15 protein-coding genes are annotated in these 18000 nt (G+C 45.4%); 14 read left to right on the top strand and 1 reads right to left on the bottom strand.

Going from position 1 to position 18000, the window contains the following annotated elements:
• The first annotated feature begins 26 nt into the window (after window positions 1-26).
• The 8 genes from purE to OCV54_RS07955 all read left to right on the top strand — a co-directional run bounded on the left by purE (window position 27) and on the right by OCV54_RS07955 (window position 7375).
• Window positions 27-518, top strand: coding sequence for a 5-(carboxyamino)imidazole ribonucleotide mutase (gene purE, locus OCV54_RS07920; protein ID WP_015535082.1), 492 nt, complete (start codon window positions 27-29; stop codon window positions 516-518).
• A gap of 127 nt (window positions 519-645) precedes the next feature.
• Window positions 646-1611 (top strand): Rossmann-like and DUF2520 domain-containing protein, encoded by a 966-nt coding sequence (locus tag OCV54_RS07925; RefSeq protein WP_015535080.1) that lies wholly within the window; start codon window positions 646-648, stop codon window positions 1609-1611.
• Window positions 1538-2365, top strand: a complete 828-nt coding sequence (gene panB, locus OCV54_RS07930; protein ID WP_015535079.1) for a 3-methyl-2-oxobutanoate hydroxymethyltransferase — start codon at window positions 1538-1540, stop codon at window positions 2363-2365. Before OCV54_RS07925 ends, panB begins: the two co-directional genes overlap by 74 nt.
• Window positions 2366-2379: 14 nt before the next feature.
• Window positions 2380-3225 carry a pantoate--beta-alanine ligase gene (gene panC / locus OCV54_RS07935; RefSeq protein ID WP_015535078.1) on the top strand — a complete coding sequence of 282 codons (846 nt, stop codon included), beginning with the start codon at window positions 2380-2382 and terminating at the stop codon, window positions 3223-3225.
• A 35-nt stretch (window positions 3226-3260) separates the two neighbouring features.
• Window positions 3261-4481 (top strand): bifunctional phosphopantothenoylcysteine decarboxylase/phosphopantothenate--cysteine ligase CoaBC, encoded by a 1221-nt coding sequence (gene coaBC / locus OCV54_RS07940; RefSeq protein WP_055223400.1) that lies wholly within the window; start codon window positions 3261-3263, stop codon window positions 4479-4481.
• A gap of 13 nt (window positions 4482-4494) precedes the next feature.
• Window positions 4495-4959 (top strand): VanZ family protein, encoded by a 465-nt coding sequence (locus OCV54_RS07945; RefSeq protein ID WP_055223402.1) that lies wholly within the window; start codon window positions 4495-4497, stop codon window positions 4957-4959.
• Window positions 4946-5260 carry a hypothetical protein gene (locus OCV54_RS07950; protein WP_055223404.1) on the top strand — a complete coding sequence of 105 codons (315 nt, stop codon included), beginning with the start codon at window positions 4946-4948 and terminating at the stop codon, window positions 5258-5260. Before OCV54_RS07945 ends, OCV54_RS07950 begins: the two co-directional genes overlap by 14 nt.
• Before the next feature lie 12 nt (window positions 5261-5272).
• A complete protein-coding gene (locus tag OCV54_RS07955; RefSeq protein WP_055223406.1) occupies window positions 5273-7375 on the top strand; it encodes an aminopeptidase in 2103 nt (700 codons plus the stop codon).
• 115 nt (window positions 7376-7490) lie between these two features.
• Here OCV54_RS07955 and OCV54_RS07960 read toward each other — a convergent pair whose 3' ends face one another.
• A complete protein-coding gene (locus OCV54_RS07960) occupies window positions 7491-9800 on the bottom strand; it encodes a diguanylate cyclase (protein ID WP_055223408.1) in 2310 nt (769 codons plus the stop codon).
• Between the two features lie 225 nt (window positions 9801-10025).
• Here OCV54_RS07960 and purM point away from each other — a divergent pair, with 225 nt between their 5' ends.
• The 6 genes from purM to radA all read left to right on the top strand — a co-directional run bounded on the left by purM (window position 10026) and on the right by radA (window position 17605).
• Window positions 10026-11051: a phosphoribosylformylglycinamidine cyclo-ligase gene (gene purM / locus OCV54_RS07965; protein WP_022216884.1), complete on the top strand. Its 1026-nt coding sequence runs from the start codon at window positions 10026-10028 to the stop codon at window positions 11049-11051.
• A complete protein-coding gene (gene purN / locus OCV54_RS07970) occupies window positions 11045-11671 on the top strand; it encodes a phosphoribosylglycinamide formyltransferase (RefSeq protein ID WP_022216883.1) in 627 nt (208 codons plus the stop codon). The genes purM and purN overlap by 7 nt, the downstream gene beginning before the upstream one ends.
• An 11-nt stretch (window positions 11672-11682) precedes the next feature.
• Window positions 11683-12954, top strand: a complete 1272-nt coding sequence (purD, locus tag OCV54_RS07975) for a phosphoribosylamine--glycine ligase (RefSeq protein WP_022216882.1) — start codon at window positions 11683-11685, stop codon at window positions 12952-12954.
• A 129-nt stretch (window positions 12955-13083) separates the two neighbouring features.
• Window positions 13084-15567 carry an ATP-dependent Clp protease ATP-binding subunit gene (locus OCV54_RS07980; protein WP_055223411.1) on the top strand — a complete coding sequence of 828 codons (2484 nt, stop codon included), beginning with the start codon at window positions 13084-13086 and terminating at the stop codon, window positions 15565-15567.
• Between the two features lie 236 nt (window positions 15568-15803).
• Window positions 15804-16220: a hypothetical protein gene (locus OCV54_RS07985; RefSeq protein ID WP_022216880.1), complete on the top strand. Its 417-nt coding sequence runs from the start codon at window positions 15804-15806 to the stop codon at window positions 16218-16220.
• A gap of 23 nt (window positions 16221-16243) precedes the next feature.
• A complete protein-coding gene (gene radA, locus OCV54_RS07990; RefSeq protein ID WP_022216879.1) occupies window positions 16244-17605 on the top strand; it encodes a DNA repair protein RadA in 1362 nt (453 codons plus the stop codon).
• Window positions 17606-18000 lie beyond the last annotated feature (395 nt).

Here is an 18000-nt window from a genome sequence, read left to right on the forward strand (position 1 = left end):
ATAAACAAGAAAAGAGGAAATGAAAAATGAGAGTAGCAATTATCATGGGATCAACAAGTGATCTGCCAAAGGTTGAGCCGGCAGTATCAATTCTTAAGAATTACGGTGTGGAGGTCGATGTGAGATGCCTTTCAGCACACAGAGCACACGCAGGACTTTCAGAATTCATCGAGGAAGCTAACAATAACGGAACAGAGGTCATAATCGCAGCTGCAGGAATGGCGGCAGCACTCCCTGGAGTTGTGGCATCACAGACAGTTCTCCCTGTTATTGGAGTACCTCTCTCAGGCGCAACTCTTGATGGAATGGATGCACTTCTTTCTATCGTTCAGATGCCTTCAGGAATCCCTGTTGCAACAGTTGCGATAAACGGAAGCAAGAATGCTGCATATCTTGCCCTTCAGATAATCGGTGTCAACAACGAGGCAGTCAGATTAAAGCTTCAGGATGAGCGTAGAGACATGGAAAAGGCTGCCATGAAAGCTAACGAAGAAGTAATAGAAAAGTTTAAGTACTAACTTTACAATTAAAAAGTGGAATGTTAGTATGTTGGATGGATGGTATTCGAAAGAAGCTGTACCTGAATCATGCTTCCACAGGAAGCGCATACACGGATACTGACAACAGATTTAAGCAGGTGATTGTATGAGGATTGGATTTATTGGAGCTGGAAAAGTCGGATTCACATTTGGCAGGTATATCGCAGAGAAGAGAGAGCTTGTCAGAGAGAAAACGGATGGAGCGTTGTGCCTGGAGGTTGGTGGATATTTTAGCGCCAGCAGACAGAGTGCGGAGCTTGCAGCAGAGTTTACCGAGACCTGTGTGTACGACAGCCTGGAGCAGCTGTGTGAGTATAGTGAAATTATTTTTCTCACCGTTCCTGACGGACAGATAGGAGAGGTGTGGAAGAGTATAAAGGATCTTGACATTCGTGGCAGGATCATTTGTCACGCCAGTGGGGCGATGACATCAGATATTTTCTCAGGTATAACAGAGGCGGGAGCCTTTGGTTATTCGATTCATCCTATGTATGCAATAAGTTCAAAGTACGAATCCTATAAAGAACTGGACAATTCATTTTTTACAGTTGAGGGAGATGACAGACATGTCGATAAGGTATGTTCTGTCATAAGAGCCCTCGGCAATAGCTGTGTGCGCATTGATGGTACCGACAAGGTGAAGTATCACGGCGCTGCGGTGTTTGCAAGCAATCTGGTAACAGGGCTGCTGGCGGTTTCACAGGAGCTTCTGACACAGTGCGGCTTCTCGGCGGAGGAGGCACAGAGGGCTATAGTGCCTTTGTTCCTCGGCAATGCGAAAGCTGCGGCTGACAGGGGAACGGTTGACAGCCTGACAGGGCCTGTTGAGAGATGCGATACAGAAACTGTGAGAAAGCATCTGAATGCATTGAGCGGAGATGAACGGAGCGCATATGCTGCGGTGTCCAGATGCCTTGTGCCGGTGGCAGAGAGAAAGCACCCGGACAGAGATTATAGCGGTTTGATACATCTACTGAACGGAATAGGAGAATTTAATTATGAAGAACACGACGGCAACACTCAGGCAGATGAAGGGAACAGACAAGAAGATATCCATGATCACAGCGTATGATTACACCATGGCGAAGATCGTGGATGAGTCAGGAGTCAACACTATTCTTGTTGGAGATTCCCTGGGCAACACTATCCTCGGATATGAGGACACGATCTCTGTAACTGTTGATGATATGATACATCACAGTGCAGCGGTGGCAAGGGGCGCAAAGAATGCTCTTGTTATCACAGATATGCCATTTATGTCCTATCAGACAAGCGTGTATGACGCGGTTGTCAATGCCGGAAGGATAATGAAGGAAGGACGTGCCGGAGCGGTGAAGCTTGAGGGCGGTCAGGACATGTGTCCGCAGATAAGCGCCATAGTCAAGGCGAGCATACCTGTATGTGCACATCTTGGACTCACACCACAGTCCATCAACGCATTTGGCGGATTCAAGGTGCAGGGCAAGACAGAGGCTGCAGCCAAGAAGCTCATAGAGGATGCAAAGGCTGTTGAGGAGGCAGGCGCATTCATGCTCGTAATGGAGTGCGTACCGGAGAAGCTTGCGAAGATAGTCACAGAGACAGTAAGCATCCCTACCATAGGAATAGGCGCAGGCCGTTACTGCGATGGACAGGTGCTTGTAAATCAGGATATGTTTGGCATGTATTCAGACTTTGTTCCAAAGTTCGTAAAGCAGTTTGCAAATGTGGGCGATGTTATGAGAGGTGCGGTTAAGGCTTATATCGATGAGATAAATGCCGGAACATTCCCGGGCCCTGAGCACACATACAAGATAGACGATGAAGTAATAGAGAAGTTATACTAAAGGAGAAAACGATCATGGTAATTTTAAAGAAGATAGATGAGGTAAGAGCGCAGGTTAAAGAGTGGAAGAAGCAGGGACTTACAGTTGGTCTTGTTCCTACAATGGGTTATCTTCACGAGGGACATCAGAGTCTTATCAAGAAGTCAGTGGAGCAGAACGACAGAACAGTTGTAAGCGTATTTGTAAATCCTATACAGTTTGGACCAAACGAGGATCTTGAGAGCTATCCAAGAGATCTTGAGGCTGATGCAAAGCTCTGTGAGAGCACAGGTGCAGACATCATATTCAATCCGGAGCCTGAGGAGATGTACGCAGACGGCTTCGTGTCATTCATCAACATGACAGGACTTCCAAATGCACTCTGCGGACTTACACGTCCAATACATTTCAAGGGTGTATGTACAGTTGTAGGAAAGCTCTTCAATATAGTTACACCTGACAGAGCATACTTTGGACAGAAGGATGCCCAGCAGCTTGCCATCATCATGAGAATGGTCAAGGATCTGAACTTTGATATAGAGATAGTCGGCTGTCCGATCATAAGAGAGGCGGACGGACTGGCAAAGAGCTCAAGAAACATCTACCTCACACCAGAGGAGAGAAAGGCTGCAGTAGTTCTCAGCAAGGCCGTAAAGCTTGGTCAGGACATGATAGCTGACGGAGAGAGAGACGCAGCGAAGATCGTTGGTGAGATGAAGAAGCTCATCTCTGCTGAACCGCTTGCAACTATCGACTATGTAGAGATGGTCAACATGGATACCATGCAGTCCATAGAGAAGGCAGAAGGACATGTACTCTGTGCAATGGCAGTCAAGTTCGGCAAGGCGAGACTGATTGACAACTTTATAGCTGAGTTATAGAATACAGCCTTTGAAGAAAGGATAAAATACACAGTATGTTAAAAGGGAAGACAGTAGTTCTCGGAGTCACAGGAAGCATTGCGGCATATAAGATAGCCAATCTGGCAAGTATGCTGGTGAAAAAGCATGCGGATGTGCATGTCATCATGACGGAGAACGCAACAAACTTTATCAATCCGATCACATTTGAGACGCTCACAGGCAACAAATGCCTGGTCGATACATTTGACAGGAATTTCCAGTTCAACGTGGAGCACGTAGCACTGGCAAAGAGGGCGGATGTGTTCATGGTGGCACCTGCGTCGGCCAATATAATCGGCAAGATAGCGGGGGGAATAGCAGACGATATGCTCAGCACAACGATTATGCCGGCAAAATGTCCTAAGATCATAGCACCGGCCATGAATACCGGAATGATAGAGAATCCTATAGTACAGGACAATATAAAGAAGCTTGAGTCATATGGATATGAGATAGTGGAATCCGCAACTGGATACCTTGCATGTGGAGACACAGGCAAGGGCAAGCTCCCTGATGCGGAGGTTCTTCAGGATTATATCCTTAAGGCCATAGCGAAAGAAAAGGATATGGCCGGGGTGAGACTTCTGGTTACGGCAGGCCCTACCCGTGAGGCCATAGACCCGGTCAGATATATAACGAATCACTCCACAGGCAAGATGGGATATGCCATTGCCAGACAGGCCATGCTCAGAGGGGCGGACGTCACCCTGGTCACAGGCAAGGTGGAGATAGAACCGCCGAGATTTGTCAATGTGGTTGACATAACATCGGCTCAGGATATGTACGAGGCTGTCATGGACAGAAGTACAGAGCAGGACGTGATCATCAAGGCTGCTGCGGTGGCTGATTACAGGCCTGCAGAGGTGGCAGAACACAAGATCAAGAAGGCTGATGGAGACATGAGCATCAAGCTTTCGAGAACGAAGGATATTCTGCTTGCACTTGGAAATCAGAGAATTGAAAAGGGGATACAGGATCAGATCATCTGCGGATTCTCCATGGAGACGAGGGATCTCATAGAGAATTCAAGGAAGAAGATAGATTCAAAGCATATAGATCTTATTGCGGCAAATAATTTAAAGGTCGCAGGGGCGGGATTTGGTGTTGATACCAATGTTCTCACTCTCATTACAAGGGACAGTATCAGTGAACTTCCGATGATGTCAAAGGAAGAGTGTGCAGACATGCTTCTTGACAGAATAATGGAGATGCGTAAAGTTGCAGACCTGTCCTGACAGGAGTAATATTTTGAAGCAGATAGATAGAAAAAAACTCAGGGCTGTGTGCTCTGTGTTGTTTGTGCTTTATATAATCTGTATCGTTTACTTTCTTATTTTCAGCGATATGTTTGGCAGAGGGGGATATGATGAACGCAGATACAATCTTCACCCTCTGCAGGAAATACAGCGGTTTATCACATACGGGGATCAGATGTCGCCAATGAGTGTATTTCTGAATCTCTATGGCAATATAATCGCATTTATACCGTTTGGTATGCTGCTCAGATGGGCGAGAAATAAGAACACGACATTTGTACAGGCTCTGCTGTACTCTCTGGGATTTACACTTGTCATAGAGACGGTGCAGTACATAACCAAACTGGGTGTGTTCGATATCGATGACATCATCATGAATACGCTTGGTGGAGTCATAGGATATTGTATATATTACGTTACAGCAAAACTTATCAGGAGATATCATGCAAAGAAGTAAGGAATTCAAAGTTTCGACACCGGGTCTGCCGACGGACACCATAATTGGATACTTTCTGGGCGGATTTGGCGGAGTGTTTGTGGTCATATCCATCATAAAATCCATACTTACCCAGGGAAAGGTACAGAGGGTGTACGGAGTCCTCATGGTCAGCGCGATGCTGATGGCATTTACAGGCCTGATATTCTCGGCCATAGGCTACAGGGCGGACAACGGAGGTATAACAAACAAGAAGATGGCGATCATACTTAATGTTATAGTTCTTGGAGCGTCTGTTATATTTTTATTGATGGGATTATAGAAAGGGCATGCGATGAATTATTATAAGAATCTTACAGAAGAATATGATGATATAGAAGAACGCTATGAGCTTATCATGGAACGTGTGAGACAGATAATCCATGAATCACTGGTAAAGGAGCCGTACAGAGATTATTTCAGTCATGTTGCCGGATTTATAGCTAGAATAGGAGATGTTCTGGAACTGGTAAAAAATGACGCACTGCCAGACAGGAGCCTTGATCAGCTTCAGGCGATGAACCATGGGCTGTACAATGACATATTGGGAGACAACTACAATAGAAGCTATGCAAATTACAGATATATCATGGGTGAGTTTTCAAAGGATTACACCCGTGACAAAGAGGAGATAAAGCGCATCGCCCAGCTTATGGGGTTTGTGTACAACGAGATAAGAGGAATGACAGTGTACGCATTTGAGGGCAGAGTGGTTGACATAACTTTGTTTGCGGAGCTGTTTGTCCAGATATATTTCATGTTTCAGGATGATTTTTCCGTGAAGGATCTGGAATCCGCTGTGTATTATTTTGAGAACGATTATGCCGAGTTCTGGATCACGTACAGGATAAGAGAGCAGCTTGACCCTGATCTCACATTTGCGACGGATATCATTATGAACAGCGATTTGGGCGATGTCACGTATCTGTACAGATATGGAGAGTATGTTGGAAAAAATGAGATCGACACGGCGATTTTCATGAGTACCCTGCCGGATTCAGAGATAGAGGCCATGGCAAGAACATTCACCGAGGGCTACAGACTGGGATTCGAGGCTGCCGGAATAGATCTCTCGAAGAAGAAAACTGTAAATATCCGATATTTCCTTGGACAGGAGAGGATGATAAGAGCCGCGATACTGCAGTTTGAGCAGATGGGTCTGAGGCCGATATGCTACCGATATGCGGCAAACAGGATCAACAGGAGACTTATACACAGGATAGGTTATTCGTCAAGCGTTCCTAACAGACAGCTCGAGTACGATCACAGGATGGATGAGGCACTCTTCATGGACAAGAAGCTCATGGAGAGAAAGCTGGAGGTGCTCAGACAGGCATACAAGAATATGGCCTATGAGGCTTCAGTATATGCGGGCCCTGCGGTGGTCGAGGTGTTCGGCGAGAACCCATTTGAGCCGGAGAACAGTGAACTGAATCCTGTGCTCGACAAGAAACAGCAGGAGGCTGTGATCTCATACCGCACAATGAGTTCACAGATCGTAAATGAATATATAGCCCAGGATCAGTGCAGCTTCACTATAATAGCATACCCTGTGCCGGAGATCGGAGATAGATACAGAGATATATTCAGGGATACTGTCAGGATCAACACACTGGACAATGATCTGTTCAGGGCGATCCATCAGAGTATGATAGATGAGCTTGATAAGGCTGAACACGTGAGGGTTGTCGGTCAGGGATCAAATGTGACTGATATGACCGTTATGATGCACGAGATGACAGATCCATCGAAGGAGACCAACTTTGAGAACTGCGTAGCCGATGTGAATATACCTGTTGGAGAGGTGTTCACTTCACCGAAGCTCACCGGAACCCACGGAATATTAAACGTAAGTGAAGTATTCCTGGACGGCCTGAAATATGTGAATCTCAAGCTTACATTTGAGGATGGAAAAATAGCGGACTATACATGTGACAACTATCCGGATACGGAGAAGAACAAGGCGTATATAAAGGAGAATATTCTGGGCGGAAGGGATACACTTCCTATAGGAGAGTTTGCAATAGGAACAAATACGACAGCATACGTCATGGCAAACAAATATGACATAGTGTATAAACTGCCTATCCTCATAGTTGAGAAGATGGGACCGCATTTTGCTGTGGGAGATACATGCTATAGCTGGAGTGAGGAAAATGTGCTCCACAATCCTGATGGCAAGGAGATCGTGGCAAAGGACAATGAGTGTTCTATTCTGAGAAAAACAGATGTGTCAAAGGCGTATTTCAACTGCCATACAGACATAACAATACCTTACGATGAGATAGGAGGAATATATTCCGTTCATCCGGATGGAACTGAAGTTCCGATCATCGAGAAGGGCAGATTTGTCCTGCCGGGAACAGAGAAGCTCAATGAAGCGCTGGATCAGGCATAGACAGCCTGGCGATTATGAAAAAAGACTTATAGGACAAAAAGAGACAGATATCTATTTCAGTCGAAATAAATATCTGTCTCTCTTTATGTATATATCTTTGTTCTGATACTGAAGATTACTTCAGTATGGACATTCTCTTGTATCTTTTGTTTGAGTAAAGTGCCGTGTCGGCCTGTGAGAGTAGATCCTCGATGGTCTGTTCTCCATCGCAGACAAATTCAGTAACACCAACGCTCATCTCTATGAAGTATGGCTTGCCACAGGTTGCGTTCAGCTCGGCTGAGAAATCCTTGATCTTGCGCTGCACTTCGGTGACGTAATCGGAGTCGTCTATAAATGCAAAGCATACGAACTCATCGCCGCCTATTCTACCGATGACATCATGTGGACCAAAACTCTGGGACAGGATGTTCGCGATGTTCTTGAGGGCGAAGTCACCGTCCTTGTGTCCAAATTTGTCATTTACAACTTTCAGTGAATCCATATCAGCGAAGAGAAGTATGGCCTTCATTCCACAGTTTGACGGAATGTTGATATAGTATTCAACCCGCTCCATAAATCCACGTCTGTTATATATACCCGTCAGCTCATCTGATGTCGACAGGTGGTTCAGAAGCTCGTTCTTCTCGTGGATCTCGTTCAGAGACATCCTGAGCTGTTCCTGCGTGATGTTCTGCTCACGGAGCAGCGACATATATTTCAGTGCTGCACCGAGCTGCAGGCTGGTGGAATATATGGAACTGAAGTGAGCCACATCTGTGTTGCATATGAACACTCCGTGTTGATCCTCGTTAGTAAATATAGGAACTATGACGGATGTAAAACGCTTGTCATAGTATGTATATTCGTTGTCAAAAATCTCTATAGAAGGAACCCTTCTAGACTCTCCGAAAAGCACCTGACAATTGTTCGGGTTGAAGAAAGCCTGAAGGAAGACTGACTTTGGAACGATCCAGCTTCCCGTGTCTGTGATGCGCACAGGATCGTCGTAGGTGTAAATGTAAGCTCCTTCGTAATTCAGCCCCTGAAGCTTGTGGAGGATGGATGTGTATGTCTTGCCAAGATCCTCGCCGTATGTCAGGGTGTCACGGGTTATGTATATTGATGACCAGCCCATCATCTTGTTCTCGTATATCGTGTTGTAAAGCTGATTCGAGATGAAGAGTGATATGGTGTTGGTTATGGTCGTGTTAAGTCTGTTGAACTGGAGACTCTTGGCTGCAGACAATTTACAGCTTGAGAAGATGGAAGCCAGTTCACGGAACATGTATGCTGTTTTCTGGACAGAATAAAAATCGGTCAGGTCAGATTCGAGAATACATTTGAGTTCATCGATGATCTTGTTCTGTGGGTACTCCGTATCTATGTCGCTCTTGATCACGGATACTATATCAATGAGTATCCTGTTGTAGGCGGACATGACCTTGGATGCGTAGAATGAATCTGCAATCTCACCGAAGAGACGGCCATCAAGAATATCGATGATGTCTGGTATATCCAGATCCAGCAAATGTCTGCCATCCTTCATCAGGTCACTTTCTGTGCACAGATGACAGCAGCAGGACACTCTGTTTATAAGTCGGGAATCCAAAGCCTCGGATTTCATGTTGCCGGTCTGGGCAAGTCTCACCGCCGCATACACTGCACGGAAACCGAGCTCACAGGAATTGATATTGACTGTTGTGAGTGGTGGATCCATGTTGACTGAAGATGGTGAATCGTCAAAACCGATGACCGACATGGTTTCTCCTATGCGTATTCCTCTGGCCTTGAGCTCTGCGTAACCGCCTATTGCCATGTGATCATTTGCAAATACGATGGCATCCGCATCAGGGTTGGCATCCAGAAGCTGTGCAGTCTCCTCCTGACAGTATTCCGCGAAGTCGCCGTGTATTATCATGCGATCCTCAACGCCAAGACCATTTTCAGAGAGAACCTCCCTGTATATCTTAAGCCTGAGATTGCTGTCGGTGTTGTCCTCCTTGCCGGCAACAAAGCATATATGCTTTCTCTTGTGTTCTTTTATGAGATGTTCTATGGCATCCCTCATTCCTTTTGAATTGTCTGTTCTGATGCATGGATATCCCGGAAGCTTCTCCTCCAGTGTGAGGATAGGTATTCCATCAAAATGGGAAAGGAAAGAATTCATGTCCTTCTCCGATAACAGAGATGATATAGCTCCGACGGAGATGATAAGTGCGTCCAGACACTCAGGATGTGCATAGTAGAAAATCGAATTATACTGGTAATCATACAGTTGATTGGCAGGATCATAAAAGGAGGCATTCAGAAACATGCCCGGAAATACGATGAGATTGCAGTCAAGTTCCTTTGCTGCGTATTCAGCTCCTTTGCAAACCTCTGTTGCGTAATCGTTATCAATATGACATGTAAAAATACCGATGTTCAATCTGTTGTTGGTCATGCGGGTGCTCCTTTAGTAACTGCTTTTGCTGTAGTATAATCGACTGTTATATATTGCGGATAGCTATAATCACAATATATTGTGATTATACCACACGTTCACCACATTATCAATTTGTAATCATCTCAATCTTTACAAAGTATTCGATATAATCTATAATTTATTGGAATATTTGAAAAGGTGCCGGTGCACCTTGTACAAAACAGATAACAGGAGGATAAGAAATTGGATTACAAGAATGCCGGAGTAGATATTGAAGCTGGATACAAGTCTGTGGAGCTTATGAAGAAGCACATCAAGACAACCATGAGACCCGAGGTACTTGGCGGAATTGGTGGATTCGCAGGAGCTTTCAGTCTCGCTAAGATCAAGGATATGGAAGAGCCTATACTTCTGTCAGGAACAGATGGATGCGGAACAAAGGTTCAGCTCGCTTATATTATGGACAAGCATGACACCATCGGAATCGACGCAGTGGCAATGTGTGTGAATGATATCGCATGCTCTGGTGGAGAGCCACTTTTCTTCCTTGACTATATAGCATGTGGCAAGAACTATCCTGAGAAGATTGCAACTATAGTAAGCGGCGTTGCAGAGGGATGCAACCAGTCAGGAGCTGCCCTCGTAGGTGGTGAGACAGCAGAACATCCGGGACTTATGCCTGAGGATGAGTACGACCTTGCAGGATTTGCAGTAGGTGTTGTTGAGAAGAAGGATCTTATTACAGGAGAGAGCATTAAGCCTGGAGATACACTTATAGGTATCGCTTCAAGTGGAGTGCACAGCAACGGTTTCTCACTTGTAAGAAAGGTTTTCGAGATGACAAAGGAATCTCTTGATACATATTACGACGAGCTTGGCAAGACACTCGGTGAGGCACTTATTGAGCCTACAAGAATCTATGTAAAGGCTCTCAAGTCAGTGAAGGATGCAGGCATTACGATCAAGGGATGCAGTCACATCACAGGTGGTGGATTCTATGAGAATATCCCAAGAATGCTTCCAGACGGAGTTCGTGCTCAGGTTAAGAAGGATTCATATGAGGTACCGGCTATATTCAAGCTTCTCGCAAAGAAAGGCGATATAGATGAGCATATGATGTACAACACATACAACATGGGAGTTGGTATGTGTCTTGCTATAGACCCTGCAGATGCAGATAAGACTATTGCAGCTATAGAAGCTGCCGGCGACAAGGCATTTGTTCTCGGTACAGTTGTAGCTGGTGAAAAGGGAGTAGACTTATGCTAAAGGTTGCAGTTCTGGTATCAGGCGGCGGAACCAATCTTCAGGCCATCATAGATGCCATAGATAATAAAGTCATAACAGATACGGAGATAGTTGCGGTCATAAGCAACAATAAGAATGCATTTGCTCTTGAGAGGGCGAAGAAGGTGGGAATAGCAGCGGAGGTCGTAAGCCCTAAGGATTACGCGGACAGAGCTCGATTCAACGAAGCACTTCTCGCAAAGCTTCAGGAGACCGGAGCGGATCTTATAGTTCTCGCAGGATATCTTGTGGTCATACCTGAGATAGTGATAGATGCATATCCGAATAAGATAGTCAACATACACCCATCACTCATACCGGCATTCTGCGGAACAGGCTACTATGGACTTAAAGTTCATGAGGCAGCCCTTGCAAGAGGTGTCAAGGTAGTGGGAGCTACGGTCCATTTTGTAGATAAAGGCACTGACACAGGTCCGATCATCATGCAGAAGGCAGTTGCAGTACAGAATGGTGATACACCGAAAGCTCTGCAGCAGCGTGTGATGGAACAGGCTGAGTGGAAGCTTCTGCCTGCGGTTATAGACAAGATCGCCCATGGCAAAGTACATGTTGAAGATGGAATTGCAGTTGTAGAAGATTAGGAGGAATATCCATGAAAGTATTGGTAGTAGGAAGCGGCGGAAGAGAGCATGCTATAGTTACAAGTATTTCAAAGAGTGATAAAGTATCCAAGATATATTGTGCACCTGGCAACGCAGGTATCGCAGCACTTGCAGAGTGCGTTGATATAGGTGTGATGGATTTTGACAAGCTGGTTGCATTTGCAAAGGATAAGGCAGTCGATCTGGTTGTTGTTGCGCCGGATGATCCGCTTGTTGCAGGTGCGGTCGATGCATTTGAGGCAGCCGGTATCAGAGCATTCGGACCTCGTGCAAATGCAGCAATCATAGAGGGCTCAAAGGCGTTCTCCAAGGATCTCATGAAGAAGTATGGCATACCTACAGCGGCTTATGAGAACTTTACAGATGCCGATTCAGCGCTCAAGTACCTTGAGACAGCCACATTCCCTATAGTTTTAAAGGCTGACGGACTTGCACTCGGCAAGGGTGTTCTCATATGTAATGACCTTGAGGAGGCAAAGGCAGGCGTCAAGGAGATCATGCTTGACAAGCACTTTGGTTCGGCCGGAAATACCATGGTAATAGAGGAGTTCATGACAGGACGTGAGGTATCAGTCCTTTGCTTCTGTGATGGAACAACGATCAAGCCTATGACTTCAGCACAGGATCATAAGAGAGCAAAGGATGGAGATCAGGGACTCAACACAGGCGGAATGGGAACATTCTCCCCAAGTCCTTTCTATACAAAAGAGATAGACGAGTATTGCATGGAGAACATCTACAAGCCAACCATGGCTGCCATGAAGGCAGAGGGCAGAGAGTTCAAGGGAGTTCTGTTCTGCGGACTCATGATGACACCAAATGGTGTTAAGGTTCTCGAGTACAATGCAAGATTTGGCGATCCTGAGGCTCAGGTAGTTCTTCCTCGTATGAAGAATGATATTATCGATGTCATGGAGGCATGTATCGACGGAACACTTGATAAAGTTGATCTTCAGTTTGAGGACAATGCGGCAGTGTGCGTAGTTCTTGCATCAGACGGATACCCTGTATCATATGAGAAGGGCTATCCTATACATGGACTTGAGAAGTTTGACGGCAAGGATGACTACTTTGTATTCCATGCCGGCACAAAGTTTGACGGTGATCAGATCGTGACAAATGGCGGCCGTGTACTCGGTGTTACAGCAAAGGGCAAGGATCTTTTCGAGGCTCGTGCGAATGCATATGCTGCGACAGAGTGGATCACATTTGACAACAAGTACATGAGACATGATATAGGTAAGGCTATAGACGAGCAGTAATCTATAGATATATATTTACGGAAGAGGTTTTGAGAGAATTTGTCTCAAAACCTCTTTTGTATTCCTGTAATATATATGCTATAATGAAGCGCATAAAATCCTAGATTATTTAGATTTGAGGTGGACTGAATGAAATTACCGTACAGCAAAGAATCTGACATAGTTATAAAAGAGGCAAACAGGGTGGCGAGGAAGCTTGGACAGAATTTTGTCGGAAGCGAGCATTTTATCGTTGCACTGGCATCTGTAGCAGATACAACAGCGTACAGTATTCTGAACGAGAATGGTCTGGATATAGTTAAGATCATAGATGCGTTGAAGTATACATTGGAACCCGGTGGAGTAGTCACAGGGGAGAGAGACAAATATACGATGAGCGCAAGAAGGATTCTCGATGACTCACAGTATGAGGCGAGAAGACTCAATTCCCAGGAGGTGGGAACAGAGCATATCCTTCTGGCACTTATAAAGGAGACAGACTGTGTAGCTGTAAAGCTTATGGCATCAGAGAATGTAAATATCCAGAAGGTGTACACAGACATACTTCTGGCCTGTGGAAGCGATGCGAATACGGTAAAGAGAGAATATGCAGCACTGAAAAAGTCGAGAAATAAGAGCAAGACATCCACACCTACACTGGATCAGTATTCCAGAGATCTGACACAGGAAGCACGGATGGGCAATATGGATCCGGTCATCGGACGTACAAAAGAGATAGAGAGAGTCATGCAGATACTCAGCAGACGAATGAAGAACAATCCATGTATGGTCGGAGAGCCGGGTGTTGGAAAGACTGCTGTTGTGGAGGGCATAGCATATCTCATAGCCCACGATGAAGTGCCGGATACTGTAAAGGGTAAAAGGCTTCTTTCGCTTGACCTTTCAAGCATGGTTGCCGGTTCCAAGTACAGAGGAGAGTTTGAGGACAGGATAAAGAAGGTCATCGGAGAGGTCATATCGGATGGCAATATCATATTGTTTGTGGATGAACTTCACACACTCATAGGGGCAGGCGGTGCCGAGGGTGCAATAGATGCGTCCAATATACTGAAGCCGTCCCTGTCACGCGGCGAGATCCAGATGATAGGTGCTACGACTCTGAACGAATATCGGAAGTATATAGAGAAGGATGCGGCCCTTGAGAGAAGATTCCAGCCGGTGTACGTGGATGAGCCTACAAGGGATGAGGCAGTGGAGATACTCAAGGGACTCAGACCATGCTATGAGCAGCATCACAATGTCGATATAAGCGATGATGCGGTTGAAGCTGCGGTGGATCTGTCCATCAGATATATAACAGACAGATTCCTGCCGGACAAAGCCATAGATCTTATGGATGAGGCATGCTCCAGAAAGAGGCTCGGATTCTCATCGGACAGACATAATTATGAGAAGAAAAAGGCTGTGGAGGCTGAGCTTACAACGCTCAACGACGATCTGGAGAAGGCACTCATGGCTGGCAATATAGAGGCGGCGGCAGAGGTGAGCGCGAGACAGAAGGAGCTTGCAAAGAAGAATGCAAGAAAGCAGTCTTCCAGCCAGAGAAATATCACAGTTCAGGAGAACGATATTGCGGATGTTGTGTCCGTGTGGACCAAGATCCCTGTGAGCAAGCTCACGGAGAAGGAGTCAAAGAAGCTTGAACGCCTTGAGAGTGAACTTCACAAGAGGGTAGTTGGCCAGGAGGAGGCTGTTACAGCCGTATCACGTGCTATCAAGAGAAGCAGAGTCGGACTTAAGGATCCGAAGAGGCCGATGGGATCATTTCTGTTCCTCGGACCTACAGGTGTCGGTAAGACAGAGCTTTCCAAGGCTCTTGCAGATATAGTATTTGGAAGTGAGGATGCCCTGATAAGAGTTGACATGTCGGAGTACATGGAGAAGCACAGCGTGTCCAAGATGATAGGTTCACCTCCGGGTTATGTAGGCTTTGAGGAGGGCGGACAGCTCAGTGAGAAGGTCAGGACCAATCCGTATTCTGTTGTGCTGTTTGACGAGATAGAGAAGGCTCACAGCGATGTGTTCAACATTCTCCTTCAGGTACTTGATGACGGACACATAACGGATTCCCAGGGAAGAAAGGTGGATTTCAAGAACACCATCATAATCATGACCTCCAATACAGGGGCACAGGGTATAGTTGACCCTAAGCAGCTTGGATTTGTCACGGTAAGCGATGAGACAAAGGAACATGAGAAGATGAAGAGCAATGTAATGGATGAGCTCAAGAGAACCTTCAAGCCGGAGTTCCTGAACAGAATAGACGACATAATCGTGTTCCATGCCCTGAGCGAGGCAAATGTAAAGGATATAACCGGACTTATGTTAAAGGAACTTAAGAACCGTGTCCAGACACAGATGGATATTGAGCTTAAGTTCACCGACCATGCAAAGAAATATATCTTTGGAAAAGGCTATGACAAGAAGTACGGAGCAAGACCACTCAAAAGGGCTATCCAGACATATGTGGAGGATGTGCTTGCGGAGGCGATGCTTAGAGGTGATGTCAAAAAAGGTGATACAGTCACAGTGTCAACGAAGAAAAAGAAGGAAGCCGACGGGAAAACCACTGAGAAAATATCACTTACAGCGAAACAAAAGACAGAGGATTGATGTCGGATTAGATATTTGTGATGTGAGCATGATATACAGTAGTGCAAAGTGCGGAAAATTAAGCAGTAGAAATTAATATGAAATATTGGTGAAAATGCATAATTTTGTAGAAAAAAAGGATGCATTACTGTATAATGAAAATCACTAACGGATAGTATACAGAGATTATTGATATATATCAGGATATTATTGCGATAGAGTTCAGATCATACAACAACAACAGGAGGATAAGATCAATGTCAGTAGTAAATGAATTGATAAATGCACAGGGGGAGTCATTGGAATTCGGTAATTATGAGCTTGGAGCAAAGACCAAGAAGGACGGTTTTGAGTTCCAGGGAGATATCTACAAGATAAAGACTTTCAACGAGATCACAAAGCTTGAGAAGAACGGAATGTTCGTATATGAGTCAGTACCGGGAACAGCAGTACATGGTTTCAAGGCTGATGAGAACGATGTTACATTTGTAGTTGAGGGACCAGAGAATGCGTCCATCACACTTGAGCTTGAGCCTGAGACAGAGTACAAGGTTCACGTAGACGATGTATATGTCGGCAAGAACAAGACCAACCTCGGTGGCAAGATGAGCATAAGCGTAGATCTTGAAGAGGGCAGACCAGTCAAGGTTGATGTTAAGAGAGCATTTGACTAATATAGCATACACAGGAGATATTTATGGCAAAAGGAAAACAGGTGTTTTTTTGCCAGGAATGTGGATTCGAATCGACAAAATGGATGGGGCAGTGCCCCGGCTGTAAAGCGTGGAATTCATTTTGCGAGGAGAAAGTGACAGTAGGCGCCAAGAGCCAGTCCGGTAGAAGGGCTGTCGTGGCGCCTACAAGCATTTTGGAGGTGGAGACCACCGACGAGACGCGTTTTACCACAGGAATAGGCGAATTAAACAGAGTATTAGGCGGCGGGATAGTGAGCGGATCCCTTGTGCTGGTTGGAGGAGATCCGGGTATAGGTAAATCCACCATATTGCTGCAGATGTGCAGGAATATGTCAGAGATGGGACAGAAGATACTTTATGTGTCAGGTGAGGAGTCCCTTTCACAGATAAAGATGAGGGCAGAGCGTATCGGAAATTTTACAAAGGATATGCTGCTTCTCTGTGTCAACAATCTCGAGGATGTGGAGGAGTATGTCAAGAAGGACACTCCAAAGGTCATTGTTATAGATTCCATACAGACCATAGTTACGGATGACGTGGAGTCTGCACCGGGAAGTGTATCCCAGGTAAAGGAAGTTACAGCCAGACTCATGAGGATGGCGAAGCAGACAGGGATCGCCATATTCATAGTAGGACATGTTACCAAAGAGGGAACCGTGGCAGGCCCAAGAACCCTTGAACATATGGTAGATACAGTTCTCTATTTCGAGGGCGAGCGTAATGCCGGGTTTAGAGTCCTTCGTGCAGTAAAGAACAGATTTGGCTCGACAAATGAGATCGGTGTATTTGAGATGAAGGGAACCGGACTTGCAGAGGTGAAGAATCCGTCACAGCTTATGCTGGATGGAAGACCTGATGACACATCCGGGTCTGTAGTAGTATGTACAATGGAAGGAACAAGACCGATATTGCTTGAGATCCAGGCTCTGGTGTGCCAGTCAAGCTTCAATCTGCCAAGAAGAACAAGTGTGGGACTCGACTACAACAGGGTAAATCTCTTGCTTGCTGTTCTTGAGAAGAGAGGCGGCATAGTTATGGCGGGCTGTGATGCATATGTGAATATAGCCGGAGGTATGCGCCTTGATGATCCGTCGGCAGATCTGGGAATAGTATTTGCTCTTGTATCAAGCTTCAAGAACCGTGCCATACCTTCTGATATGGTCATGTTTGGAGAGATGGGACTTTCAGGCGAAGTGCGTGGAGTGTCAGGTGCTGAGCAGAGAGTACGCGAGGCCGCAAAGATGGGATTTAAGACCTGTATCATACCGAGATCCAATCTGGACAATGTGAAGAAGATGAAAGACCTTGGAGACATGAAGGTGGTAGGTGTCGCAAATATACAGCAGGCACTGGAGTATATATAGAAGAAAATATTCAATCATATAAAGCACGATAATAGCGGTGAGCATGGCCACAGTATCATTTGGTATTGTGGCCAAAATTATTTCGTGTAAAATTCAATAAAAGTGCTTGACTTTGCCAAATGATGGTGGTATTTTATAAAAGCTGTCGCGTGAGACGAGATGAAACAGCTTGAAAAAAGATGAAAAAAGTTGTTGACATTAAGAAATGAATGTGATAGTATTTAGAAGTTGTCGCTGAGAGGCGAAAACATAGAGAACCTTGAAAAATTAACAACATGACAACCCTGAAATTCCAAACAAGAATTTCAAGAACGTCGGATCAGAGATGATATCAAAGATCCAACAAACCAATAACAGTAAAGATGGTTAGGAAAAATACAAGCTAGTATGATTTC

Source organism: Coprococcus aceti (assembly GCF_025567285.1).
Lineage (GTDB): Bacteria > Bacillota > Clostridia > Lachnospirales > Lachnospiraceae > Coprococcus > Coprococcus aceti.